Source organism: Kitasatospora sp. NPDC054768, from assembly GCF_053612025.1.
In genome coordinates, this window is the sequence record NZ_JBSHBN010000143.1 from 1 (window position 1) to 24,811 (window position 24,811).

20 protein-coding genes are annotated in these 24,811 nt (G+C 72.7%); 16 read left to right on the forward strand and 4 right to left on the reverse strand.

From position 1 onward, the window contains the following. The 4 genes from ACWGKU_RS31545 to ACWGKU_RS31560 form a co-directional block, all read right to left on the reverse strand. The coding region (locus ACWGKU_RS31545; protein ID WP_452191651.1) for a transglutaminase TgpA family protein at window positions 1-2,330 on the reverse strand (2,330 nt) is incomplete at its 3' end. Continuing rightward, entirely contained in the window at window positions 2,327-3,649 is a 1,323-nt protein-coding gene (locus tag ACWGKU_RS31550; RefSeq protein WP_401051568.1) for a DUF58 domain-containing protein, read from the reverse strand. The genes ACWGKU_RS31545 and ACWGKU_RS31550, both read right to left, overlap by 4 nt. 1 nt (window position 3,650) lies before the next feature. After that, a complete protein-coding gene (locus tag ACWGKU_RS31555; protein ID WP_380357231.1) occupies window positions 3,651-4,700 on the reverse strand; it encodes an AAA family ATPase in 1,050 nt (349 codons plus the stop codon). Between the two features lie 289 nt (window positions 4,701-4,989). After that, complete coding sequence (locus tag ACWGKU_RS31560; protein WP_401051566.1) at window positions 4,990-5,532, reverse strand: beta-class carbonic anhydrase; 543 nt, start codon at window positions 5,530-5,532, stop codon at window positions 4,990-4,992. Between the two features lie 537 nt (window positions 5,533-6,069). On the opposite strand from ACWGKU_RS31560, the gene rsmH reads away from it, so the two are divergent. From rsmH to ACWGKU_RS31640, 16 genes are all read left to right on the forward strand, one after another. Beyond that, entirely contained in the window at window positions 6,070-7,044 is a 975-nt protein-coding gene (gene rsmH, locus ACWGKU_RS31565) for a 16S rRNA (cytosine(1402)-N(4))-methyltransferase RsmH (RefSeq protein ID WP_401053826.1), read from the forward strand. A 132-nt stretch (window positions 7,045-7,176) separates the two neighbouring features. Continuing rightward, a complete protein-coding gene (locus ACWGKU_RS31570; protein ID WP_387729413.1) occupies window positions 7,177-7,713 on the forward strand; it encodes a cell division protein FtsL in 537 nt (178 codons plus the stop codon). A gap of 73 nt (window positions 7,714-7,786) precedes the next feature. Next, window positions 7,787-10,006 carry a penicillin-binding transpeptidase domain-containing protein gene (locus tag ACWGKU_RS31575; RefSeq protein WP_452180233.1) on the forward strand — a complete coding sequence of 740 codons (2,220 nt, stop codon included), beginning with the start codon at window positions 7,787-7,789 and terminating at the stop codon, window positions 10,004-10,006. A 7-nt stretch (window positions 10,007-10,013) separates the two neighbouring features. Beyond that, entirely contained in the window at window positions 10,014-11,666 is a 1,653-nt protein-coding gene (locus ACWGKU_RS31580; RefSeq protein WP_452180232.1) for a UDP-N-acetylmuramoyl-L-alanyl-D-glutamate--2,6-diaminopimelate ligase, read from the forward strand. Then, complete coding sequence (locus ACWGKU_RS31585; protein ID WP_401045153.1) at window positions 11,663-13,066, forward strand: UDP-N-acetylmuramoyl-tripeptide--D-alanyl-D-alanine ligase; 1,404 nt, start codon at window positions 11,663-11,665, stop codon at window positions 13,064-13,066. The genes ACWGKU_RS31580 and ACWGKU_RS31585 overlap by 4 nt, the downstream gene beginning before the upstream one ends. Next, window positions 13,066-14,127, forward strand: a complete 1,062-nt coding sequence (mraY, locus tag ACWGKU_RS31590) for a phospho-N-acetylmuramoyl-pentapeptide-transferase (protein WP_359827635.1) — start codon at window positions 13,066-13,068, stop codon at window positions 14,125-14,127. The genes ACWGKU_RS31585 and mraY overlap by 1 nt, the downstream gene beginning before the upstream one ends. Next, entirely contained in the window at window positions 14,124-15,572 is a 1,449-nt protein-coding gene (gene murD, locus ACWGKU_RS31595; protein WP_401045149.1) for a UDP-N-acetylmuramoyl-L-alanine--D-glutamate ligase, read from the forward strand. Before mraY ends, murD begins: the two co-directional genes overlap by 4 nt. A gap of 102 nt (window positions 15,573-15,674) precedes the next feature. After that, entirely contained in the window at window positions 15,675-16,988 is a 1,314-nt protein-coding gene (gene ftsW, locus ACWGKU_RS31600) for a putative lipid II flippase FtsW (protein ID WP_359912816.1), read from the forward strand. 6 nt (window positions 16,989-16,994) lie between these two features. Then, a complete protein-coding gene (gene murG, locus ACWGKU_RS31605) occupies window positions 16,995-18,101 on the forward strand; it encodes an undecaprenyldiphospho-muramoylpentapeptide beta-N-acetylglucosaminyltransferase (protein ID WP_359912813.1) in 1,107 nt (368 codons plus the stop codon). After that, window positions 18,094-18,870: a cell division protein FtsQ/DivIB gene (locus tag ACWGKU_RS31610; RefSeq protein ID WP_401045145.1), complete on the forward strand. Its 777-nt coding sequence runs from the start codon at window positions 18,094-18,096 to the stop codon at window positions 18,868-18,870. Before murG ends, ACWGKU_RS31610 begins: the two co-directional genes overlap by 8 nt. A 364-nt stretch (window positions 18,871-19,234) precedes the next feature. Beyond that, window positions 19,235-20,467: a cell division protein FtsZ gene (ftsZ, locus tag ACWGKU_RS31615; RefSeq protein WP_359912807.1), complete on the forward strand. Its 1,233-nt coding sequence runs from the start codon at window positions 19,235-19,237 to the stop codon at window positions 20,465-20,467. After that, entirely contained in the window at window positions 20,464-21,195 is a 732-nt protein-coding gene (pgeF, locus tag ACWGKU_RS31620; RefSeq protein WP_380551098.1) for a peptidoglycan editing factor PgeF, read from the forward strand. Before ftsZ ends, pgeF begins: the two co-directional genes overlap by 4 nt. Next, window positions 21,195-21,983 (forward strand): YggS family pyridoxal phosphate-dependent enzyme, encoded by a 789-nt coding sequence (locus ACWGKU_RS31625; protein ID WP_401045141.1) that lies wholly within the window; start codon window positions 21,195-21,197, stop codon window positions 21,981-21,983. The genes pgeF and ACWGKU_RS31625 overlap by 1 nt, the downstream gene beginning before the upstream one ends. 292 nt (window positions 21,984-22,275) lie before the next feature. Next, window positions 22,276-22,893: a cell division protein SepF gene (locus ACWGKU_RS31630; RefSeq protein WP_224276937.1), complete on the forward strand. Its 618-nt coding sequence runs from the start codon at window positions 22,276-22,278 to the stop codon at window positions 22,891-22,893. Between the two features lie 98 nt (window positions 22,894-22,991). Then, window positions 22,992-23,273 carry a YggT family protein gene (locus ACWGKU_RS31635; RefSeq protein ID WP_030060143.1) on the forward strand — a complete coding sequence of 94 codons (282 nt, stop codon included), beginning with the start codon at window positions 22,992-22,994 and terminating at the stop codon, window positions 23,271-23,273. A gap of 59 nt (window positions 23,274-23,332) precedes the next feature. Then, the gene (locus ACWGKU_RS31640; RefSeq protein ID WP_452180231.1) at window positions 23,333-24,691 is read left to right on the forward strand and encodes a DivIVA domain-containing protein; all 1,359 of its coding nucleotides are present in this window, start codon (window positions 23,333-23,335) and stop codon (window positions 24,689-24,691) included. Window positions 24,692-24,811: the final 120 nt, after the last annotated feature.

A 24,811-nucleotide genomic window follows, 5' to 3' on the forward strand; every position in this document is an offset into this window, starting at 1 on the left:
CGGGCCGCCCGCACCGCGTCGGAGATCCGCCACCACAGCTGGGCCGAGGACGGCGGCAGCAGCAGCGCCCTGGTCCGCCCGGCCCGGCCGGCGCTCGCCCGCAGCCCGCGCCGGACGGTGCGGACGTCGGAAGCCAGCGGCTCCGTGGTGGGCCGCCCGGGCGGGGCGTAGAGCACCCGCTCGGTGGCCAGCGCCAGCCGGCCGGTGGCGGCCGAGGAGTCCGCGTCCAGCTGCGCCTTCTCGGTGATCCGGCGGGCCGCCGAACGCGGGGTGCGTGACTCGTCCGGGGGAATTCCGAGGTCCCAGGCGGAGTCGATCAGCTCGTCCCAGGCGGCCAGCACCTGGGCGTCGGTCAGCTCCGCCGGCCCGCTCCCGCCGGGCCCGCGCCGGCCCCCGCCGCCCAGTCGGCGGCGGCGCACGGCGGCGCGCCAGAGCATCGGGGCGAGCAGCAGTGCGATCAGCACGAGCACCGCGGCCAGGGTGCCGAGCACCTGTGGGGAGAGCAGCCAGGACTCCTCGGCGGCCGTGGCGACGGCCTTGCCCTTGGTGTCGCACTCGCCCAGCTGGCGCTGCTTGGGGGTGCAGTCCGAGCTGGAGGTCGGCGCGGGGGCGGCTGAGGCGCTCTGCGGGGCGGCGGTCGCCTGCTGGGTCGGCGCGCTGGTCGGGGCGCTGGACGCCTCGGTGTAGCGGGCCGGGACGCCGCGGCTCGGGGTCGGCTCGAAGCGCAGCCAGCCGTAGCCCGAGAAGTACAGCTCGGGCCAGGCGTGGTACATCCGGCCGGTCACCGAGTAGACGCCGCCGCCCTTGCTGTCACCGGGGGTGAAGCCGACGGCCACCCGGGCCGGGATCTTCAGCACCCGGGCCATCGCCGCCATGGTGGAGGCGAAGTGCACGCAGAAGCCGCGGCGGTCGCGCAGGAAGACGGCGATGGCGTCGCTGCCGGTGCCGCCGTTGACCGCGGTGTCGTACGTGAAGTCCGGCCCGGTGAACCAGTTGACCAGCGCCGTCGCCCGGTCGTAGTCGTTCCGGGCGCCGGCGGTGACGGCCCTGGCCTTCTCGGCGACCACCGGCGGCAGGTCGGCCGGGACGGCGGTGTAGTGCTCCCTGATGTCCTGCGGCGCGGTGGCCGCCAGGCGCAGGTCGTTGGCGCCGGGCCGCAGGTCCAGGGCGCTGACGTGGTAGTTCAGGCCGCGGATCGCCTTGTCGTTGGCCGGCAGGACGGTGCGGGTCAGCGGGTCGAGCTTCCAGTCGCCGGGCTTGGGGACCTGGACGGAGGCGGCCGGGTAGGGCATCGGCAGCCAGCTGCCCTCCAGCCGGTCGCCGATCTTGAAGTCGCCCTCGATCCGGGGGAGCTGGGCGTTGCGCAGGCCCTCGGGGGTGGGCAGCGTCGCCGGAAGGTCGGTGACCGTGGTGCTGCCGAGCTTCCAGTTGGTGCCGTCGAACTGGTCGAGCGAGCCGGTCCGCAGATAGGTCTGATCGGCCAGCGAGCTGTCCAGGGTGTAGGTGAGCAGCTCCGCGTCGGTCGGCTTGGTGACCGCGGCCTCCAGGCTGACCAGCGGGTCGAGGCTGGTCGACAGGCTCCCGCCGACGCCCTTGCCCTTCGACCCGCCGGAGCCGGAGTTCAGCAGTCCGGAGCTCCAGTGCGGCAGGACCACCGGCAGCAGCAGCGCCACCGCCAGGGCCAGCACGCCGACCTGCCGGCCGGCCGGGCTGACCCGGCCGGACTCCACCGAGCCGCGCGCGCCCCCGTAGAAGACCCGGCCCCAGCGGGAGACCCGGTCCTGGCCCTCGGCGAACAGCAGCAGCAGGTAGCCGGCCGCGGCGACGGCGAACCAGACCCAGCTGCCGTGCTCCCCGGCCAGGCCGTTGCCGACCGAGTACAGGGCCAGCAGCGGCAGCCCGGCCAGCGCCGATCGCCGGTAGGTCACCGCGACGGTGTCCACCGCGACGGCGATCAGGCCGATCGCCGAGACCAGGATCAGCCGCAGTCCGGCGGTGGGCGGAGCCGGGATGGCGTACTGCTGTATGTCGTCCAGGCCGGCGGTGAGGACCTGGTCCAGGACCCGCATCGTGGCCGGCCCGGGCAGTACCCCGCCGGCGCCCGCGAAGCCGAGCAGCAGCAGCAGGAGCAGCACCAGCAGCTGCCCGACCGGCACCGTCCAGCGGTACAGCGGGGAGCGGCGCAGGCCCGCGCCGACCGCGGAGATCACGGCGATCACCAGGACGGCGTGGGTGAACCAGCTGCGGGTGGTGAGCAGCGGCATCATGCACAGCGAGGCGAGGGCGGTGGCCAGCGCCGAGTACGCGGTCAGTTTGGCCCGGGTGGTCACGCGCCGGCCTCTTCTCGGTAGGGGGCGGTCGTCCTGCTGCCGTCGGCGGCCCGCCACAGGTCCGGTACGGAGTCCCCGGCCCGCACCGGGATCACCGTCCACCCGGACTCGCGCAGTTGCCGGACCCGGGCCCGGAAGTCGTCGCCGCCGGTGTCCGGGGCGAGCATCCGCAGGCCGGCCCAGGTGCCGGTGTCCAGCAGGAGGGCGATCGCCCCGCCGGCGCGGCTGCGCAGCCGGCCCAGCCGGGTGGCCTGGGCGTCGTCCAGGTCGCCGAGGACGGCGACCAGCAGGCCCTCGCCGCCGGCACGCAGCGGATCCTCGGCGCGGGAGAGGGTGCCGCCGTCGGACAGGTCGGCGACGGCGAGGGCGTCCAGGATCAGCCCGGAGGTGGCGGCGCTGCCGTGGCCGCCGCCCGTGCCGGGCGCGGGCACGGACAGCCCGGTGTCGGTGAGCAGCCGGGTCTGGTAGCCGCGCTCCAGCAGGTGCGCGCAGACCGAGGCGGCGCAGCCGACCGCCCACTCGAAGGAGGAGGCGGGGCCGCTGCCCCGGTGGGCGATCTCCCGGGTGTCCAGCACGACGGTGGCCCGGGCCTGCCGGGGCTGCTCCTCGCGGCGCACCATCAGCTCGCCGTACCGGGCGGTGGAGCGCCAGTGCACCCGGCGCAGGTCGTCGCCGGGCCGGTACTCGCGCAGGATCACGTCGTCGTCGCCGGCCAGCGCCAGGGTGCGGCTGTGGCTCTCGCCCTGGCCGATCCACTCGCCGCTGAGCCGTACCGACGGCAGCGCCTGGACCTGGGGGACGACGGTGAGGACGTCGGAGGCGGTGAAGGCGCGGGTCACCTCGCACATCCCGAACGGGTCGGACAGCCGCAGCTGGAGCGGCCCGAGCGGGTAGCGGCCGCGCAGATCGGAGCGGACCCGGTAGGAGACCTCGCGGTGGCCGCGCGGCTCGACCCGGTCCAGCACGAAGCGCGGGCGCGGCCCGAGCACGTACGGGACCTTGTCCTCCAGCAGCAGCACGCCGGTGGGCACCCGGGACACGTTGTCGACCCGCAGGTGGACCCGGGCCTCCTGGCCGGCGACGGCCCGGCGCGGGCTGAGCCGGCGTCCGCTGGCCACCCGGTAGCGGGTGTTGGCGACCACCACCACGGCGACCAGCGGCAGGGCGGCGAGCAGGACGCCGACGCGCAGCAGGGCGTCCTGGTCGAGCAGGTAGGAACAGACCACCGCGGTGACCCCGGCGGCGAGGAAGGACCGCCCCCGGGTGGTGAGACCGCGGAACCCGGCCCGCAGTCCCGAAGCGGAGTCGGACTGGGTCACCTCAGCCCCTCCGGACGGCCGGGCCGCCCTGCGGGCGCGGCAGCGGCAGCCGGGCGACCAGGTCGGTCACGATCTGCTCGGAGGTGCGGCGGCTGAGCTGGGTCTCGGCGGTCGGCATCAGACGGTGCGCCAGGACCGGGACGGCGAGGCGCTGGATGTCGTCCGGGGTGACGTAGTCGCGCCCGTCCAGCGCGGCGGCGGCGCGGGCGGCCCGGACCAGGTGCAGGGTGGCGCGCGGGGAGGCGCCCAGGCGCAGTTCCGGGCTGGTGCGGGTGGCGCCGACCAGGTCGACGGCGTAGCGGCGGACCGGGTCGGCGATGTGCACGCCGCGGACCAGGTCGATCAGCTTGAGGATGTCGGAGGCGTGCGCGACCGGCTGGAGGTCCTCCAGCGGGCTGGCGCCGGCGTGCACGTCCAGCATCGCGAGCTCGGCCTCGGGGCTGGGGTAGCCGATCGAGATCCGGGCCATGAAGCGGTCGCGCTGGGCCTCCGGCAGCGGGTACGTGCCCTCCATCTCGACCGGGTTCTGGGTGGCCACGACCATGAACGGCGAGGGCAGCTCGTAGCTGGTGCCGTCGATGGTGACCTGGCGCTCCTCCATGGACTCCAGCAGCGCGGACTGGGTCTTGGGCGAGGCGCGGTTGATCTCGTCGCCGACCACGACCTGGGCGAAGATCGCGCCCGGGCGGAACTCGAAGTCGTGCCGCTGCTGGTCGTAGATGTTGGTGCCGGTGACGTCCGAGGGCAGCAGGTCGGGCGTGAACTGGATGCGGCGCACGGTGCAGTCGAGCGAGCGGGCGAGCGCCTTGGCCAGCATGGTCTTGCCGACGCCGGGCACGTCCTCCAGCAGCAGGTGGCCCTCGGCGAGCAGGACGGTCAGGGCGATCCGGACGGCCTCCGGCTTGCCCTCGATCACGCTCTCGACGTTGGCACGGACGCGGTCGACGACCGCGGCGAGCTCGGGGAGCCCGACCGGCTGGTACCCGTTCGCCCTCTGCTGCTCGCCCCCCGCAGGACTGCCGAGTCCGGCCTGATCGTTGTAGCTCGTCACCCGTTTACGCTCCCTGGCACCCTGTGCCCGCCCCGTCCCGAGGCCGGGCCCCACCCCATGCTTGACGCGGCCGTCCCGGGGGCGGTTCCGAACAAGGATCCGGCGCCGGGAAAGGCGGCCTGCGGCCTGGCCGCCCCAGGTGGTTCGGGGTCCGACCGGCAGGCGCATTCTCCCCCGCGGGATGGCCAGAAGTCACCATTCGGCGGTTCCCGAATGCCTGGACCGCGGGTGGCCCGTCCGCTCGTCTCCGGGCGGCTGTGGCGGGCCCGGGGACGAGCGGACGGAGAACTCAGTCGATCTCGCGCAGCAGGCCGGTGTGGACGTCGAAGACGAAGCCGCGGACGTCGTCGGTGTGCAGCAGGAAGGGAGAGGTGCGGACGCGCTGCATGGACTGGCGGACGTCGCCGTCCAGGTCGACGAAGGCCTCCACCGCCCACTGCGGGCGCTGGCCGACCTCCAGCTCCAGCTCGCGGCGGAAGTCCTCGGTGAGCCCGAGCAGGCCGCAGCCGGTGTGGTGGATCAGCGCGATCGAGCGGGTGCCGAGGGCGCGCTGGCTGATGGTCAGGGAGCGGATGGTGTCGTCGGTGACGACGCCTCCGGCGTTGCGGACGACGTGCGCGTCGCCGAGTTCGAGGCCGAGCGCCGCGAACAGGTCGAGGCGGGCGTCCATGCAGGCGACCACGGCGATCTTCTGCACCGGGCGGGCGTCCATCCCGCCGTCCTGGAAGGTCACGGCGTAGGTGCGGTTGGCCGTGACGAAGCGGTCGATGACGGTGGGTCTGGCAGGGGCGGCAGCGGCGTTCGGCGAGGGCCGGTCGGGTGTCACTGTCATGGTGGCGACGTTAGTGCGGATCGGGACCGCGCGGTGGGGCGGGGAGCTACAGAACCGGGCGCCGCGATCGGGTGCATCGCCACAACCGGAGGGTCCGCCCGGGCTGGTACGGGGTGACCCGCACGCGGGGCGGGGAGGGGGCGCGCGCCGGCCGCCGAAGGCCCCCGATCCGTGCCGCCACCGGTCCACCCGCACGCCCGCGACCTGCGGTGATCCGTACCGCCGCCCGGGTGGTGCGCCGGAGCGGACCATTGACTGGCAAGGCCCGCGCGATAGAGTTTGCGGCGCAGTGGAGCACACCCGCCGGGGCCCGTCAACCGGGCCTTCCCGGCCGGTGCGGCCCGGTCGACGCGGTCCGTGGCCTCCTCCCGCTCCGTGCCCACCTGGCGCACCTTCCCCGGCGCCGGGCGGTCACGACCTTCCCCTTGAGCGGGCGGGGACCACGGGCCGCTTCGTCGTGCCGGGGCACGGTGGGCGAGAATGGTCGCAGCTCCCGGACGTCGGGCTGCTCCGCACCGAGGAAGGGCGCCACCGCGCATGACCACCAACGAACCGGGCCCCAAGCACGTTCCGGTGATGCTCCAGCGGTGCATGGACGCCCTGGCCCCGGCGATCTCGCGCCCCGGTGCCGTCGTGGTCGACGCCACCCTCGGCCTCGGCGGGCACAGCGAGGCGCTGCTGACCCAGTTCCCGCAGGTGCGGCTGGTCGCGGTGGACCGCGACCCGGTGGCGCTGAAGCTGTCCGGCGAGCGGCTGGCCCCGTTCGGCGACCGGGCCACCCTGGTGCACGCGGTCTACGACGAGATCCCCGAGGTGCTGGAGCGCCTGGGCATCGACGAGGTGGACGGCGTCCTGTTCGACCTCGGCGTCTCCTCGATGCAGCTGGACGAGGCCGAGCGCGGCTTCGCGTACGCGCAGGACGCGCCGCTGGACATGCGGATGGACCAGACCCGGGGGATCAGCGCGGCGGAGGTGCTGAACACCTACAGCCACGGCGACCTGGCCCGGATCCTCAAGGTGTACGGCGAGGAGCGGTTCGCCGGGAAGATCGCCTCGGTGATCCTGCGGGAGCGGGAGAAGGAACCGTTCACCAACAGCGCGCGTCTGGTCGAGTTGGTGCGCAACGCCATCCCGGCGGCGACCCGTCGGACCGGCGGGAACCCGGCCAAGCGGACGTTCCAGGCGCTGCGGATCGAGGTCAACGGCGAGCTGGAGGTCCTGGACCGGGCGATCCCGGGCGCGCTGGACGTCCTCGCGGTGGGCGGCCGGATCGCGGTGATGTCCTACCAGTCGCTGGAGGACCGCCTGGTCAAGCAGTGCTTCGCCGCCGGTGCGACCACCACCGCTCCGCCGGGCCTGCCGTTCATCCCGGAGGAGCACCAGCCCTGGCTCAAACTGATCACTCGCGGTGCCGAGCTGGCCACCGAGGAGGAGATCGAGGAGAACCGGCGTGCCGCGCCCGTGCGGCTGCGGGTGGCGGAGAGGATCAGGGACCGTAGCAAGCGGGGCTGACGAACCGGTCCCGGCGGGTCCGAAGGGCGGAGGAGAGCGGTGGGGCCGGTGGCCGGTGAGGTCCGGGCGGGGCGGGGAGGACTCCCGAGGCAGGGCAGGGCACGGATCACGGTCCGGCCGGGCAGGCGCCCGGTGCGGAGGCGCACGCCGTTCGCGGTGCTCATCGTGGTGCTGCTGGCGGCCGGGCTGCTCGGCCTGCTCACGCTGAACACCGCGCTCAACGAGGGCTCCTTCGAGCTGTCCCGGTTGCAGAAGCAGACCACGACGGCGACCGACGAGCAGCAGGGCCTCCAGCACGAGATCGACCAGAGCTCGGCGCCGGACGCGCTGTCGCGGCGCGCGGCCGAGCTCGGCATGGTCCCGGCCGGCGGCATGGCCTTCCTGGACGTTCCGAACGGCGGCAAGGTGATCGGCACCCCGGGCCCGGCGCAGGACAGCCCGCCGGTCAAGCGGTCCACGGCCGAGCCGTGGCCGACCAGGGCCCAGCCGAGTGCCGCCCAGCCCGGCGCCGGACCGTCGCCGGCCGCGCCGCAGCCGGGCGGTGCCCCGTCGCCGGCCGCCCCGCCGCCGGCGCCGACCCCGGCGGCGTCCGCCGGTGACTCGGTGATCCAGCTCAACCCGGTCCCGCCCGCCGCGGGCGCGAAGCCGAGCGGGGGTGCCGGCCGGTGAGCGGGCGGAACGGGCGAACCGTCAACAGGTACGAATGGTGCGAAGCGTCCGCCGAGCGCAGCGAGGTGGTCGCATGAGCACTCCACGTCAACCCACCAGTGGGTCCAGCGGGTCCGGTGGCGGCAACGGCCGCCGTCCGGTGCCCCGCGGCGGCGCGCCGCGCGCGCAGTCCGGCTCCGGCCGCGGCCAGCCGGTCAAGGGTCAGCCCGCGAAGGGCCAACCGGCCAGGAGCCAGCCGGCGAAGGGTCAGCCCGCCCGCAGCCAGTCGGCCAAGGCCCAGCCCGCCAGGTCGGCCTCCGTCGGCCGTACCCCGCGGGCGCCGCAGCAGCGCGGCCCCGAGGGACGCCCGCCGGCCCGCAGCCAGGCGGCGGTGCGCCCGCGGAGCCGTCCGTCGCTGCGCCCCAAGGCGCTCAAACTGGCCGAGCCGAAGCGCCGGCTGCGGGTGATCAGCGTGGTGCTGTCGCTGGTGTTCTCCGTCTTCGCGGGCCGCCTGGTGCAGCTCCAGCTGGTGGACGCCGACGCGCTGGCCGCCGACGCCAACACCAACCGCTACCTGAACATCCCGATCACCGCCGAACGCGGCTCGATAACGTCCTCCGACGGGGTCTCGCTGGCGGCCACCGTCGACGCGTACGACATCACCGCCGACCCGGCGATGTTCACCCCGGAGGCGACCGGCATCCCGGACGCGCCGGAGCAGGCGGCCGCGCTGCTGTCGCCGATCCTCGGCGTGCCCAAGGAGAAGATCGCCGCCGACCTGCACACCCCCAAGAGCCGTTACAAGCGGCTCGCGGCCCAGCAGACCCCGGCCGCCAAGAAGCAGATCAGCGACCTCAAGTCGGGCCTGGAGAAGCAGGCCGGCTCGCGGGCCTGCCAGGCCCAGAAGAGGCTGCTCGGCAAGCCCGCCGACCAGGGCGGACGCGCCCGGGTGGACAACGAGTGCGCCAACCCGCTGGCCGGGGTGTTCAACCGGGAGACCCAGAAGCGGATCTACCCCGCCGACGGGCTGGCGGCCAACCTGGTCGGCTTCGTCAACGCCGAGGGCGAGGGCGCCGGCGGCCTGGAGCTCCAGTACCAGAAGCTGCTGGCCGGCAAGGACGGCCACAGCAGCTACGCCCAGTCGGGCGGGCGGCTGGTGCCCACCGCGGGGGGCTCGATGGAGCCGGCCGTGCCGGGCGACGACGTGAAGCTGACCATCAACCGGGACATCCAGTGGGCCGCCCAGCGGGCGATCACCGACCAGGTGGCCAACTCCGGCGCGGAGAAGGGCTACGTGGTGGTCCAGGACGTGAAGACCGGTCAGGTCCTCGCGATGGCCACCGCGCCCGGCTTCAACCCGAACGACCTGAGCCTGTCCAAGCAGGCGCAGCTGGGCAACCCCGCCCTGGCCGACGCGTACGAGCCGGGCAGCACCGCCAAGCTGATGAGCCTGGCCGCCGTGCTGGACTCCGGCAAGGCCACCTGGGACACCAAGGTCACCGTGCCCAACCGGCTGGTCCGGGCCGGGCAGCAGTTCAAGGACGACATCGACCACGACCCCTGGTACCTGACCCTGGCCGGGGTGCTCGCCAAGTCGTCCAACATCGGCACCATCGAGGCGGTCGAGACCCTCGGCGACGGCGACCAGCTGAAGGCCAACCAGGTGCTGGACGGCTACATGCGCAAGTTCGGCGTGGCCCGGCCGACCGGCCTGGGCTTCCCCGGGGAGACCCCCGGGATGCTCAAGAAGCCGGAGGACCTGGTCGCCTCGGAGAAGTACAACATCTCCTTCGGCCAGGGCCCGCTGCAGATGAACGCGCTGCAGGCCACCTCGGTCTACTCCACCATCGCCAACGGCGGGGTGCGGGTCGCGCCCAGCATCGTCCAGGGCGTCACCGACCCGAACGGCAAGTACACGCCGAGCGCGCCGGGGGAGCAGACCCGGGTGGTCAGCCCGGAGACGGCCAAGACCCTCACCTCGATGCTGGAGTCGGTCGTCGACGACGAGCAGGGCACCGGCGGCAAGGCCGCCATCTCCGGCTACCGGGTCGCGGGCAAGACCGGCACCGCCAACCGGGGCGCCGCCAACGGCGTCGGCTACGACGGCTACACCGCCTCCTTCATCGGCTTCGCCCCCGCCGACGCCCCCCGGTACACCGTCTCCTGCACCCTCCAGGGCCCGGTCAACGGCCACTTCGGCGGCCAGCTGTGCGGCCCGGTGTTCAAGCAGGTGATGGAGTTCACCCTGAAGACCATGCAGGTCCCGCCGAGCGGCAGCCAGGCGCCCAACCTCACCGTCGACTGGAAGCCGTGAACGAGCGATGAGCAACGAACCGGCCGGGCCGGAGCACGGCGCGGCGAAGGGCCGGTTTGGCCCTGGACACCCTTCGGCGGATAGCCTTCCCGCCGTGCCGAAACCCGATCAAACCACCGTGAGTCCGCCCCGCCCGACCGGGACCACCGCCCTGCCGCTCGCCGAGCTGGCCGCCGAACTGGGCCTGCCGCCCGTCGAGGGCGGCGCCGTCAGCGGTGTCACCCACGACTCCCGCGCGGTCCGCCCGGGCGACGTGTACGTGGCCTTCCCGGGCGCCAACCACCACGGCGCGGCCTTCGCGGCCAAGGCCGCGGAGTCCGGCGCGGTGGCGGTGCTCACCGACCCGGCCGGGGTCGAGCAGGCGGCCGCCACCGGCCTGCCGCTGCTGGTCGTCGACCGGCCGCGGGCCGTCATGGGCGAGCTGGCCGCGATCGTCTACGGCCGCCCCTCCCGGCGGCTGCTGATGCTCGGGCTGACCGGCACCAACGGCAAGACCACCACCTCCTACCTGGTCGAGGGCGGCCTGCGCGGCGCCGGGCGCAGCCCGGGCGTGATCGGCACCGTCGAGATGCGGGTCGGCGAGGAGCGGATCAAGAGCGAGCGCACCACCCCCGAGGCCACCGACCTGCACGCGATCCTCGGCGTGATGGCCGAGCGCGGCGCCGACGCGGTGACCATGGAGGTCTCCAGCCACGCCCTGGTCTTCGGCCGCACCGACGGCGTCGCGTACGACGTCGCGCTGTTCAACAACCTGACCCCCGAGCACCTCGACTTCCACCCGGACATGGAGGACTACTTCCAGGCGAAGGCCCGGCTCTTCCAGCCCGGCAAGTCCCGCCGGGGCGTGGTCAACCTGGACGACGAGTACGGCCGCCGGCTCGCCGCCGAGGCCGAGATCCCGGTGACCACCTTCTCCGCCACCGGCGCCGCCGGGGCCGACTGGCGGGCCGTGGACGTCCGACTCGGGCCGGTCGGCTCCACCTTCAGGGTGCTGGGCCCGCACGGCGCCGAGGCCGACGCCTCCGTCCCGCTGCCCGGTCCGTTCAACGTCGCCAACGCGCTCGCCGCGATCACCGTGCTGGTCGCCGCAGGGCTGCCGCTGGAGCGGGCCGTGGCCGGCATCGCGGCCGTCCCCGGCGTGCCCGGCCGGCTGGAGCGGGTGGACGCCGGACAGCCGTTCGTCGCCGTCGTCGACTACGCCCACAAGCCGGACGCCCTCCAGGCCGTCCTCGCCTCGCTGCGCCAGGTCACCGAGGGCCGGCTGCACGTCGTGGTCGGCTGCGGCGGCGACCGCGATCCGCACAAGCGCGGCCCGATGGGCGCCATTGCCGCCCGCCTGGCCGACACCGCCCTGCTGACCAGCGACAACCCGCGCAGCGAGGACCCGTTGGCGATCCTCGCCACCATGCTGAACGGCGCCGCCGCGGTGCCCGAGGCCGAGCGCGGGGCCGTCCTGGTCGTCCCCGACCGGGCCGAGGCGATCGCACTCGCCGTCGCCCGCGCCCAGGCGGGGGACACCGTGCTGGTGGCCGGCAAGGGCCACGAGCTCGGCCAGTACGTACGAGACGAGATCCGCCCCTTCGACGACCGGGAGGTGCTGCGCGAGTCCATCGCGCGGACCGCGGCCGCACGGGGCGACCGAGGAGTAGAGCAGCAGTGATCGCACTGACCCTCGCCGAGGTGGCCGCCGCCGTCGGAGGCACGCTGGACGGCGCCGACCCGGACGCCCTGGTCACCGGCCCGGTCGAGGTCGACTCGCGGAAGGTGGTCCCCGGCGGCCTGTTCGCGGCCTTCGTCGGCGAGCACGTGGACGGCCACGACTACGCGGCCAAGGCGGTCGGGGACGGCGCCGTCGCGGTGCTGGCCTCCCGTCCGGTCGGCGTGCCCGCCGTCCTGGTCGACAGTGTGGTGGAGGCGCTCGGCAGGCTGGCGCGCGCCGTGGTAGCCCGTGCCGAGGGCACCGCCGTGGTCGCGCTGACCGGCTCGGCCGGCAAGACCAGCACCAAGGACCTGATCGCCCAGCTGCTCCAGCGCCACGGCGAGACGGTCTACCCGCCCGGCTCGCTCAACAACGAGATCGGCCACCCGATGACCGCGCTGCGGGTCGAGGCCGGCACCCGGCACCTGGTGATGGAGATGGGCGCCCGGCACAAGGGCGACATCGAGTACCTCACCTCGATCACCCCGCCCCGGATCGGCCTGGTCCTCAACGTCGGCACCGCCCACGTCGGCGAGTTCGGTTCCCAGGAGGCGATCGCCGAGGCCAAGGGCGAACTGGTGGAGTCGCTGCCCGCCGACGGTGCCGCGATCCTCAACGCGGACGACCGGCTGGTGCGCGCGATGGCCTCCCGCACCAAGGCGAAGGTGGTCCTGTTCGGGGAATCACCGGACGCCCACGTACGGGCCACCGACGTTCGCCTGGACGCCACCGGGCGGCCATCCTTCACGCTCACCACCCCGGCCGGTTCCGCGCCCGTGCAGCTGCGCCTGTACGGTGAGCACCACGTCTCGAACGCCCTCGCCGCCGCCGCGGTGGCGGTGGAGCTCGGGATGTCCGTCGACGACACCGCGGCAGCCCTGGGCGAAGCGGGTGCGCTGTCCCGCTGGCGCATGGAGGTTGTCGACCGGGCCGACGGTGTCACCGTCGTGAACGACGCCTACAACGCGAACCCCGACTCGATGCGGGCCGCGCTGCGGGCGCTCGTCTCGATGGGCGGCCGGGGCCCGGAGCGCCGCCGCACCTGGGCGGTGCTCGGCGAGATGCGGGAGCTCGGCGAGGAGAGCCTGGCCGAGCACGACGCCATCGGGCGGCTCGCGGTCCGGCTCGACGTCACCAAGCTGGTGGCGGTCGGCGGACGCGAGGCGGCCTGCATGGAACTCGGCGCGAGGAACGAAGGTTCGTGGGGTGAGGAGTCGGTGCTGGTGTCCGACGCGGACGCGGCGGTCGAGCTGCTGCGCAGTCAGCTGCGGCCGGGGGATGTGGTCCTGGTGAAGGCTTCCCGTTCGGTGGGGCTGGAGAAGGTGGCCGAGGCTCTCCTGGCGGACGGTGTGGCCGAATAATGAAGCAGATCCTTTTCTCCGGGATGATCGGTCTCATCCTGTCGCTGCTCGGCACCCCGGCCCTGATCAAGGTGCTCGCGAAGCACGGCTACGGCCAGTACATCCGTGACGACGGTCCCAAGGCGCACCACAGCAAGAAGGGCACGCCCACCATGGGCGGCATCGCCTTCATCCTGGCGACCCTGATCGCGTACTTCGCAACGAAGGCGATAACGGGCGAGAGCCCGACGGCCTCCGGGCTGCTGGTGCTCTTCCTGACCGCGGGTCTCGGCCTGGTCGGCTTCCTGGACGACTACATCAAGGTGGTCAAGCGTCGCTCGCTGGGCCTGCGGGCCAAGGCGAAGCTGGCCGGCCAGTCGATCGTCGGCCTCGGGTTCGCCGTCCTGGCGATGCAGTTCCCGGACGACCGCGGTCTCAACCCGGCGTCCCAGAGCCTGTCCTTCGTCCGGGACTTCAAGTGGGCGATCGGCCCCGTCCTGTTCGTCATCTTCGCGTACTTCATGATCGCCGCGATGTCGAACGGCGTGAACCTGACGGACGGTCTGGACGGCCTCGCCACCGGTGCCTCGGTGATGGTCTTCGGCGCCTACACCTTCATCGGCATCTGGGAGCACACCCAGAGCTGCGCCTACGCCATCACCGCGACCGCCAACTGCTACGACATCCGCGACCCCCTGGACCTCGCCGTCGTGGCCTCCGCCCTGATGGGCTCCTGCTTCGGCTTCCTGTGGTGGAACACCTCGCCCGCCAAGATCTTCATGGGTGACACCGGCTCGCTCGCCCTCGGCGGCGCCCTGGCCGGTCTGGCGATCTGCTCCCGCACCGAGCTGCTGCTCGCCCTGCTCGGCGGCCTCTACGTGATCATCACCCTCTCGGTGATCATCCAGGTCGGCTCCTTCCGGATGACCGGCAAGCGCGTCTTCAAGATGGCGCCACTGCAGCACCACTTCGAACTCAAGGGCTGGACCGAGGTCCTGATCGTGGTCCGGTTCTGGATCATCCAGGGTCTGTGCGTCGCCGTCGGCCTCGGACTGTTCTACGCGGGATGGGTGACCGGATGACCGACCCCGACCTGACCAACCCGGAGTTCGGCGGCCTGCCGGTCGCCGTCGCGGGGCTCGGCGTCTCGGGCATCAGCGCCGCGCGCGTCCTGCGCGGCCTCGGCGCCCGGGTCACCGTGGTGGACGGCGGCAGCGGGCCCGGCCTGGTCGCCCGGGCCGCCGAGCTGGAGGCGCTGGGCGTCACCGTGCGGCTCGGCGACGGGGCGAGCCTGCCCGAGGGCACCGAACTGATCGTCACCTCGCCCGGCTGGGCGCCGGACAGCCCGCTGTTCGCCGCCGCCGAGGCGGCCGGGGTGCCGGTCTGGGGCGACGTCGAGCTGGCCTGGCGGCTGCGCAGGCCGCTGCCCGGCACCGGCGAGCCCGCCCCCTGGCTGGCCGTCACCGGCACCAACGGCAAGACCACCACCGTCCAGATGCTCGCCTCGATCCTCACCGCCGCCGGCCGGCGCACCGCCGCGGTCGGCAACGTGGGGGTCTCGGTGCTGGACGCGGTGCTCGCCGAGGAGCCGTACGACGTGCTCGCCGTCGAGCTCTCCAGCTACCAGCTGCACTGGGCGCCCTCGCTGCGCCCGTACTCGGCGGCGGTGCTCAACCTGGCACCCGACCACCTCGACTGGCACGGCTCGATGGAGGCGTACGCCGCCGACAAGGGCCGGATCTACGAGGGCAACGTCGTCGCCTGCGTGTACAACCTGGCCGACCCGGCCACCGAGGCGCTGGTCCGCGAGGCCGACGTCGAGGAGGGCTGCCGGGCGATCGGCTTCGGCCTCGGCGCGCCCGGCCCGTCGAACTTCGGCGTGGTGGACGGACTGCTGGTGGACCGGGCCTTCGTCGAGGACCGGGCCAAGAACGCGGCCGAGCTGGGCGCCGTCGAGGACGTCAACCCGCCGGCCCCGCACAACATCGCCAACGCGCTCGCCGCGGCGGCGCTGGCCCGGTCGTACGGCGTCGACCCGAAGGCCGTCCGGGAGGGCCTGCGGGCCTTCCGCCCGGACGCCCACCGGATCGCCGAGGTCGGCGTGGTCCGCGAGGTCGCGTACATCGACGACTCCAAGGCCACCAACACCCACGCGGCGGCCGCCTCGCTGGCCGCCTACCGGCCGATCGTCTGGATCGCCGGGGGCCTGGCCAAGGGCGCGACCTTCGACGACCTGGTGCAGGGCGCGGTCGAGCGGCTGCGCGCGGTGGTGCTGATCGGCGAGGACCGGGCGCTGATCCGGGAGGCGCTGGAGCGACACGCTCCGGATGTGCCGGTGATCGAGGCGGCCGAGGGCCAGACTGGCGCGGTGGCGATGGCCGAGGTCGTTCGAACGGCCGCGTCGCTCGCCCGATCGGGTGACACGGTGCTGCTGGCACCGGCCTGCGCCTCGATGGACATGTTCACCAACTACGGCGAGCGCGGCGACCTCTTCGCGGCGGCCGTCCGGGAGCTGGCGGGCGAGTAGGCGGTCCGGCGCGGGCGTCGGACGGAGAACAGTGAGCGGGGAGCGGTGGCGGGGCAGGGCAGAGCGGATTCCGGCGTTGAGAAGCGGGACGCCGCCGAGCCGATGAGAGTGATCTCCGCCACCACGACCAAGTACAAGTCGGCCGGTCCACTGGCCCGCGTCCAGGCCTTCCGGGCCCGGGTCCGGTACTGGCTGGACCGGCCGCTCACCCCGTACCTGCTGGTCGTCGGCAGCACCCTGCTGCTGGTCGTGCTCGGTCTGATGATGGTCTTCTCGGCCTCGCAGATCCTCGCCCTGAACCAGCACCACACGGCGCAGTACTACTTCCTCAAGCAGTTGATCGCGGCCATCCTCGGCCTGGTCCTGCTGATCGGCTTCGCCTCCGTCCCGGTGGCGGTGCTACGGGTGATCACCTACCCGGTGATGATCGCTGTGATCGGCGCCCTCACGCTGGTGGCCATCCCCGGCATCGGGGTGCGGATCAACGGCAACCAGAACTGGCTGGACTTCGGCTTCTTCCAGTTCCAGCCCTCGGAGTTCGCCAAGCTCGCGCTGGTGCTCTGGGGCGCCGACCTGCTCGCCCGCAAGCAGAAGGCCGGCACCCTCAACTCGTGGAAGCACCTGCTGGTGCCGCTGGTGCCGGGGGCCCTGCTGCTGCTCGCGCTGATCATGTTCGGCGGCGACATGGGCACCTCGATGATCCTGGTGGCCATGGTGTTCGCGCTGCTCTGGATGGTCGGCGCGCCGCTGCGGCTGTTCGTGGCCACCCTCGGGGTGGCGGTGGTGGTCTGCACCGCCCTGGTGGTCACCGTGCCGCACCGGGCGGAGCGGCTGAGCTGCATCGGCGTCACCAAGCTCGACCCGGAGGGCGCCTGCTTCCAGGCCCTGCACGGCGTCTTCGCGTTCGCCAACGGCGGCGGCTTCGGCACCGGCCTCGGCGCCGGCGTGGAGAAATGGGGCCAGCTGCCCGAGGCGCACACCGACTTCATCTTCGCCGCGACCGGCGAGGAACTCGGTCTGGTGGGGACGCTGTCGGTCCTCGGTCTCTTCTCGGCACTAGGCTACGCGGGTATCCGTGTGGCCATCGGTACGAAGGACCCCTTCGTCAGGTACGCCGCGGGAGCCGCCACCACCTGGATCATGGCGCAGGCCATGATCAACCTGGGGTCGGCGCTGGGACTGCTGCCCATCGCGGGCGTCCCGCTCCCGCTGTTCTCCTACGGCGGTTCCGCCATGCTGTCGGCCATGTCCGCGATCGGAGTGCTGCTGTGCCTGGCGCGCAGCACCTCGGGCGCGAAGGCGGCCCTGGCCGCCCGGAGCAAGAACTCCCGGATCAGGAGACAACTGGCCCGGGTGCTGCCACGACGACGAACCACAGCGCGCCCGGCCCCGGGGCCGGCACGCAGGGAGCGGTGAATTTCGGTGCATGTCGTACTCGCCGGCGGGGGGACCGCCGGTCACATCGAGCCGGCCATGGCCCTCGCGGATGCCCTCCGCAGGCACGACCCGTCCGTCGGGATCACCGCCCTGGGCACCGAGCGCGGACTGGAGACCCGGCTGGTCCCCGAGCGCGGCTACCAGCTGGAGCTCATCCCGGCCGTGCCGCTGCCCCGCAAGCCCACCCCGGAGCTGATCACCGTCCCCGGCCGGCTGCGCGGCACCGTCCGGGCCGCCCAGGAGATCATCGAGCGGGTCAACGCGGACGCCGTGGTCGGCTTCGGCGGCTACGTCGCGATGCCCGCCTACCTGGCCGCCAAGCGGGCCGGCGTGCCGATCGTGGTGCACGAGGCGAACGCCCGCCCGGGCCTGGCCAACAAGATCGGCGCCCGCTACAGCGACTTCGTGGCGGTCTCCACGCCGGACAGCAAGCTGCGCGACTCCCGGTACATCGGCATCCCGCTGCGCCGGACCATCGCCACCCTGGACCGCGCCGCGGCCCGCCCCGAGGCCCGCCACTACTTCGGCCTCGACCAGCGGCTGCCCACCCTGCTGGTCTCCGGCGGCTCCCAGGGCGCGCGCCGGCTCAACGAGACGATCACCGCGATCGCCCCGCGGCTCCAGCAGTACGGCGTGCAGATCCTGCACGCGGTCGGCCCGAAGAACGAGCTGCCGCAGGTGGCGGACGTCCCCGGGATGCCGCCGTACCGCCCGGTGCCGTACCTGGACCGGATGGACCTGGCCTACGCGGCCGCCGACATGATGCTCTGCCGGGCCGGCGCCATGACGGTGGCCGAGCTGGCGGCCGTCGGCCTGCCCGCCGCCTTCGTCCCGCTGCCGATCGGCAACGGCGAGCAGCGGCTGAACGCCCAGCCGATGGTCAAGGCCGGCGGCGGCCTGCTGGTGGACGACGCCGAGCTGACCCCGGACTGGGTGCTCCAGAACGTGCTGCCGGTGCTCACCGACCCGCAGCGGCTGTGGGACATGAGCCGGTCGGCCGCCGAGTTCGGCCGCCGGGACGCCGACGACCTGCTGGTCGGCATGGTCTACGAGGCGATCCAGGCCCACCGCGGCGGCCGCCGCCGTGGCTGACGGCCGGCTCGCCGACCCGTTGGAGGAGGAGTTGGAGGTGGAGGAGTCCGCTCCCCGCCTCCGGCTCTCCCGGCGGGGCATCGTGGTGCTGGGCGTGCTCGGCGCCACGGTGCTCGGCGTGCTGGCCTGGCTGGTGTTCTTCTCCTCGGTCCTGGACGTGCGCAGCGTCGCGGTCCAGGGCATGAGTGACGACAAGTTGACGGCGGACCAGGTCCGCGCGGCGGTCGGCGGGCTCGGTGACGGCCCGCTGGCGCGCGTGGACCTGGACGACGTCCGGCACCGGGTGGAGGGGATCCCCCGGGTGGCCGAGGCCGAGGTGTGGCGGGGCTGGCCGCACACCCTGCGGGTGAAGGTCGTCCAGCGCAAGGCGGTGGCCGCCGTCAAGGGGGATGACGGCCAGTTCACCCAGGTGGATGCCGGGGGCGTGAGCTTCGCCACCGAACCGGCTCCGCCGGAGGGCGTTCCGGTGGTCGAGCTGCGACTCAGTCAGCAGGCGAACGACGTGGACGGGGTGATCTCCCGTCCGCAATTGGTGCAGGGCGCGGTGGCGGTGGCCGCCGGGCTGCCGCCGGAGGTCGCCAAGCGGGCCGGCTCGGTGCTGGTCCACTCCTACGACGACATCGAGTTGCAGCTCAGCGGGGGTGCGACGGTGCGCTGGGGGAGCCCGGAGCAGATCGACCGGAAGGCCAGGGTGCTGGTCGCACTGATGAACCAGAAGGGCACGAACTTCGACGTGACGGCGCCGGAGGCGCCGGCGGTGTCGGGATGATCCGGTAGGTTCTCTGCCTGAGGGAGGGGTTGACGCCTTGAAGTGTCGGCCCGACTCTTGGTGGTCACCCCCGGTTTCCTATGCCGGCCGATGATCACATAGGCTCAAAAGAAAAAGGGAAGCTCGGCGTGTTCGTTGAAACGCGTGCCCGGAGCCACCTAGTGTCCTGTGTCACCAGACTGTGTTTCCTGGTGATGTGACGGAGACACAGAACTAACCCTAAAGGTCAAGTTTAGGGTTGGGGTCGGCGGTCGGCATTTCGGACATTCAGTCAGAAACCAGGCTCCCTACCCATCGACATCCGTCGGTACGGCCCCGCCCCGGGTCGGGCCGACCCGGAAATTCGAGGCGAGAGGCCTTCGACGTGGCAGCACCGCAGAACTACCTCGCAGTCATCAAGGTCGTCGGAATCGGCGGCGGTGGTGTCAACGCCATCAACCGGATGATCGAGGTCGGTCTCAAGGGCGTCGAGTTCATCGCGATCAACACCGATGCGCAGGCCCTCCTGATGAGCGACGCCGACGTCAAGCTCGATGTGGGCCGTGAACTCACCCGGGGCCTCGGCGCCGGCGCCAACCCCGAGGTCGGCCGGAAGGCCGCCGAGGACCACCGCGAGGAGATCGAGGAGGTCCTCAAGGGGGCCGACATGGTCTTCGTGACCGCCGGTGAGGGCGGTGGCACGGGCACGGGCGGCGCGCCCGTCGTCGCCAACATCGCGCGCTCCCTGGGCGCCCTGACCATCGGCGTGGTCACCCGTCCGTTCACCTTCGAGGGACGGCGCCGGGCCAACCAGGCCGAGGACGGAATCGCCTCCCTGCGCGAAGAGGTCGACACCCTCATCGTGATCCCCAACGACCGACTGCTGTCCATTTCGGACCGCCAGGTCAGCGTGCTCGACGCTTTCCGCTCGGCCGACCAGGTCCTGCTCTCCGGTGTCCAGGGCATCACCGACCTGATCACCACCCCGGGTCTGATCAACCTCGACTTCGCCGACGTCAAGTCCGTCATGTCGGAGGCCGGTTCGGCGCTCATGGGCATCGGCTCGGCCCGCGGTGAGGACCGCGCCAAGGCCGCCGCCGTGATGGCGATCTCCTCGCCGCTGCTGGAGGCCTCGATCGACGGCGCCCGCGGCGTGCTGCTGTCCATCTCGGGCGGCTCCGACCTCGGTCTGTTCGAGATCAACGAGTCGGCCCAGCTGGTCAGCGAGGCCGCCCACCCCGAGGCGAACATCATCTTCGGTGCGGTCATCGACGACGCGCTCGGCGACGAGGTCCGGGTCACCGTCATCGCGGCCGGCTTCGACGGCGGGCAGCCGCCGGCGATCGTCCGCGACCCGGTGGTCAAGTCCACCGCTCCGGAGCGCCCGGCCACCCCGCCGGCCGCCCCGGAGCGTCCGGCCGGCCGCCCGTCCTACGGGAGCATCGGCTCGGTGACGTCCCGGTCGGAGGGCGAGTCCTCGACCGCGTCGTCGAGCCGGACCGCCGAGACCTCGGCCACCACGACCGCCGCCCCGGTGCCGCCGCAGGTGCAGCCGGCCCGGCAGCCGTTCGTGGAGAGCCCGGCAGAGGAGCTCGACGTCCCGGACTTCCTTAAGTGATCGATCACTCGATCCGCGCGGGTGCTCACTTCGCCTTCACCTCCCGGTGGGGCGGGGTGAGCACTTCGCCGTACGGGGAGCTCAACCTCGGCGGCGCGGTGGGGGACGACCCGGAGGCTGTGCGGGAGAACCGGGCGCTGGCCGCCCGGCAGCTGGGTCTCGACCCGGCCGACGTGGTGTGGATGAACCAGGTGCACGGCGCCGAGGTCGCCGTGGTGACCGGGCGCCAGCCGCCCGGTCAGGCCCCGACGGTGGACGCGGTGGTCTCCGACCGGCCGCTCGCACTGGCGGTGCTGACCGCCGACTGCACTCCGGTGCTGCTGGCCGATCCGGTGGCGGGCGTGGTGGGCGCGGCCCACGCGGGCCGGCCCGGGCTGGCGGCCGGGGTGGTGCCCGCGGCCGTCCGGGCGATGGTCGAACTGGGCGCGGAGCCCTCGCGGATCACCGCCGCCACCGGGCCCGCGGTCTGCGGCCGCTGCTACGAGGTGCCGGCGCAGCTGCGCGCCGAGGTCGCCGCGGTGGTGCCGGAGGCCTTCGCCGAGACCTCCTGGGGGACTCCGGCGCTGGACGTGCCGGAGGGAGTCGCGGCCCAGCTGGCCGCGGTGGGGGTCAAGGAGCTGGTGAGATCACCGGTCTGCACCCTTGAATCCGCCGATCACTACTCCTATCGCCGCGAGCAGCGCACCGGCCGGCTCGCGAGCTACGTCTGGTTGGGCTCTGATCACTGATGACGAACGACATCTACGGACCGTTCCCGGGAAGCCCCGAGTTCACCGCGGCGCTGACGGAGGGCCAGCGGGCCCGGTACGAGGAACTCGGCACCAACCTCGACGTGGTCGAGCGCCGGATCGCGGACGCGTGCGCGGCCGCCGGGCGCGCCCGGGAGGAGGTCACCCTGGTCGTCGTCACCAAGACCTACCCCGCCGAGGACACCGCGCTGCTGGCCGGTCTCGGGGTGACGGACGTCGCGGAGAACCGTGACCAGGACGCCGCTCCCAAGGCGGAGCAGTGCAGAAACCTTCCTCTTGACTGGCACTTCGTCGGCCAGCTGCAGACCAACAAGGTCCGCTCGGTCGTCCGCTACGCGAACCACGTGCACTCGGTGGACCGGCTCCGGCTGGTCGAGTCGCTCTCCGCGGCGGTGTTCAAGGCGGAGCGCCCGGAGCTGGGCTGCCTGGTGCAGGTGGCGCTGGACAAGGCGCACGGGGAGGGTGAGCACCGGGCGGGGGTCGCGCCGGAGGACGTCGCGCAACTGGCCGACGCGATCGCCGACACGCCCGGGCTGCGGCTGGACGGTGTGATGACCGTCGCTCCGCTGGCCGGCCCGCTGGCCGGAGACCCGGCCCGGGCCTTCGATCGGCTGGCGGAAATCGCAACCGCCGTACGGGCGGCCCATCCGGCTGCCACCATGGTCTCCGCAGGGATGAGCGGTGACCTTGAGCAGGCGATTGCCGCCGGAGCGACACATGTGCGCGTCGGAACGGCGGTACTCGGAGTGAGGTCACCCCTCAGGTAACGTCACCGGGTAAGTAGATCAGACAGCAGGACAAAATAGGACAGAATCTAGCAGCTCTTCGGAGCGCTAGCGAACCGTGGATCGCAGCTCCGCGGCCCCCACTCCACGCATCTGACCGGCCGTCGGGCTGACACGCCGTCGTGGAGGGACCGCGGAATCCGCAGGCGGGGCCGTACGGCCCGGGCCGGAGCCGGTCCGTACGGAACGAGCGAAGCGACCATCAGAAGGTGCGCGCATCGCGAAGCCGCCACCGAGCGCGAGCGAGGTGGCTATGAGCGGAGGAGACAGGAGCATGGCCGGCGCAATGCGCAAGATGGCGGTCTACCTCGGCCTCGTGGAGGACGAGACGTACGACGGCCAGGGGTACGACCCCGACGACGACTACGACGCGGACCCCGAACCGATCCGGACGGGCCAGCGGACCGAGGACATCCCCCGGCCGGCCCCGGCTCCCGCGGCCGCCGCGCCCGCCCCGGTCTCCTCGATCACCCCGCAGCCGGTGCCCGCGGCGGTGCCGATCCGCCAGGAGACTCCGAGGATGGCCCCCGTGTCGTCCATCACACCCGAACGTCGCCACAACCTGGAGAAGAGCGCACCGGTGATCATGCCCAAGGTCGTGAACGAACGAGAGCCCTACCGCATCACCACGCTGCACCCCCGGACCTACAACGAGGCCCGTACCATCGGGGAACAGTTCCGTGGCGGGACCCCCGTGATCATGAATCTGACCGAGATGGACGACACCGACGCGAAGCGCCTCGTAGACTTCGCGGCTGGACTCGTCTTCGGTCTGCACGGCAGTATCGAGCGCGTGACACAGAAGGTGTTCCTGCTGTCGCCTGCTAACGTCGATGTCACGGCGGAGGACAAGGCTCGGATCGCCGAGGGTGGGTTCTTCAACCAGAGCTGACCCGGCCACGACTTTACGTGTGGATCTGATCAACAGTGGTTGGCGACAGGTGACGAGCGGCAGGCCCGAGGGATCGGGACCGGGGAGAGGGATACGCGATGGACATCGTGTGGGCGGTGCTCTACTACGCCCTGACCGTCTTCCTGGTGTTCCTGCTCGTACGACTGGTCATGGACTGGGTCTTCCAGTTCGCGCGTTCGTGGCGGCCCGGCAAGGCCATGGTCCTGGTCCTGGAGGCCACGTACACTGTCACGGATCCGCCGCTCAAGCTTCTTCGGCGGCTCATTCCGCCGTTGCGTTTCGGGGGCGTGGCGCTCGACCTGTCCTTCTTCGTACTGATGATCATTGTGTATGTCCTGATCTCGCTTGTGCACCCCTAGTCGTAGGTGAGCGATGCGACAGGATGCCGGTGTGCCGACGATCACGTTGAGGTGAAGAGATGCCATTGACCCCCGAGGACGTTCGGAACAAGCAGTTCACGACCGTCCGCCTGCGTGAAGGCTATGACGAGGACGAGGTCGATGCCTTCCTCGACGAGGTCGAGGGGGAGCTGACCCGCCTCCTCCGGGAAAACGAGGACCTGCGCGCCAAGCTGGCCGCCGCGACTCGTGCCGCCGCGCAGAACCAGGCCAACCTGCGCAAGGAGCCGCAGCAGGACGCGCCCCGACAGGGCGGCGCTCCGGTGCCGGCCGCCATATCCGGCCCGCCGGTCCCCGGCCAGCAGGGTCCGGGTGGTCCGCAGCAGATGGGCCCCGGCGGCCCGCAGCAGATGGGCCCGGGTGGTCCCCAGCAGATGGGCCCCGGCCCGCAGCAGCAGCAGCAGATGGGCAACCAGCCCCTCGGCCTGCCCGCCGGATCCGCGCCGCAGCTTCCCGCCGGCGGTCCGCAGCAGCAGCAGCAGCAGCAGATGAACCAGACCATGGGCGGCCAGCAGCAGCTGGTCCAGCCGATGGGCGGTCAGATGCTGCAGCCCATGGGCGGTCCCGGTGGCCCGCAGCAGATGGGCAACCCGATGGGCCAGGGCATGGGCCAGCAGCAGATGCAGCCGATGGGTGGCCCCATGGGCGGCCCGCAGCAGATGGGCGGCCCCATGGGCGGCCCGATGCAGCAGCAGGGCCCCGGCGGCGACAGTGCCGCCCGCGTGCTGGCGCTCGCTCAGCAGACCGCCGACCAGGCGATCTCCGAGGCCCGTTCCGAGGCCAACAAGATCGTCGGCGAGGCGCGCAGCCGGGCCGAGGGCCTGGAGCGCGACGCCCGTGCGAAGGCCGACGCGCTGGAGCGGGACGCGCAGGAGAAGCACCGCGTCGCGATGGGATCGCTGGAGTCGGCGCGGGCCACGCTGGAGCGCAAGGTCGAAGACCTGCGGGCGTTCGAGCGTGAGTACCGCACGCGACTGAAGTCGTACCTGGAGACCCAGCTGCGCCAGCTGGAGTCGCAGGCCGACGACTCGCTCGCCCCGCCGCGGATCCCCGCCACCGCGTCGCTGCCGCCGGCGGCCTCGTCGATGGCCCCGGCCGGTGCCGGTGCGATGAGCAGCGGCGCGCCGAGCTTCGGCGGCAACCAGCCGTCCTTCGGAGGCAACTCGCCGTCCTTCGGCGGGAACAGCGCCTTCGGCGGCAACTCCTCGGCGCCGAGCTTCGGCGGGCAGTCGACCGGTGGCAACAGCGGTGCGCCGCAGATGCAGCCGGCCGGGATGACCCAGCCGATGGCGGCCGTCCGACCGCAGCCGCCGCAGCCGATGCAGCAGGCTCCGGCGCCGATGCGGGGCTTCCTGATCGACGAGGACGGCGACAACTGAGGTTGTAGCAGAGCCTTTTGAGGGCGCCCCCTTCTCGACCTCCGGGTCGGGGAGGGGGCGCTCTTGTTTGTGGTGGGGTGGGTGGCTTTCGGGAGGGCGGGGGCTTTCGGGAGGGTGGTG

Excerpts from the sequence above, each read along its gene's own strand:
- ACWGKU_RS31580 (WP_452180232.1), top strand. The coding sequence starts at position 10,014 with ATGAGCAACGAACCGGCCGGGCCGGAGCACGGCGCGGCGAAGGGCCGG.
- ACWGKU_RS31575 (WP_452180233.1), top strand. The coding sequence starts at position 7,787 with ATGAGCACTCCACGTCAACCCACCAGTGGGTCCAGCGGGTCCGGTGGC.
- ACWGKU_RS31630 (WP_224276937.1), top strand. The coding sequence starts at position 22,276 with ATGGCCGGCGCAATGCGCAAGATGGCGGTCTACCTCGGCCTCGTGGAG.
- ftsW (WP_359912816.1), top strand. The coding sequence starts at position 15,675 with ATGAGAGTGATCTCCGCCACCACGACCAAGTACAAGTCGGCCGGTCCA.
- rsmH (WP_401053826.1), top strand. The coding sequence starts at position 6,070 with ATGACCACCAACGAACCGGGCCCCAAGCACGTTCCGGTGATGCTCCAG.
- mraY (WP_359827635.1), top strand. The coding sequence starts at position 13,066 with ATGAAGCAGATCCTTTTCTCCGGGATGATCGGTCTCATCCTGTCGCTG.
- ACWGKU_RS31625 (WP_401045141.1), top strand. The coding sequence starts at position 21,195 with ATGACGAACGACATCTACGGACCGTTCCCGGGAAGCCCCGAGTTCACC.
- ACWGKU_RS31560 (WP_401051566.1), bottom strand. The coding sequence starts at position 5,532 with ATGACAGTGACACCCGACCGGCCCTCGCCGAACGCCGCTGCCGCCCCT.
- murD (WP_401045149.1), top strand. The coding sequence starts at position 14,124 with ATGACCGACCCCGACCTGACCAACCCGGAGTTCGGCGGCCTGCCGGTC.
- ACWGKU_RS31635 (WP_030060143.1), top strand. The coding sequence starts at position 22,992 with ATGGACATCGTGTGGGCGGTGCTCTACTACGCCCTGACCGTCTTCCTG.
- ACWGKU_RS31640 (WP_452180231.1), top strand. The coding sequence starts at position 23,333 with ATGCCATTGACCCCCGAGGACGTTCGGAACAAGCAGTTCACGACCGTC.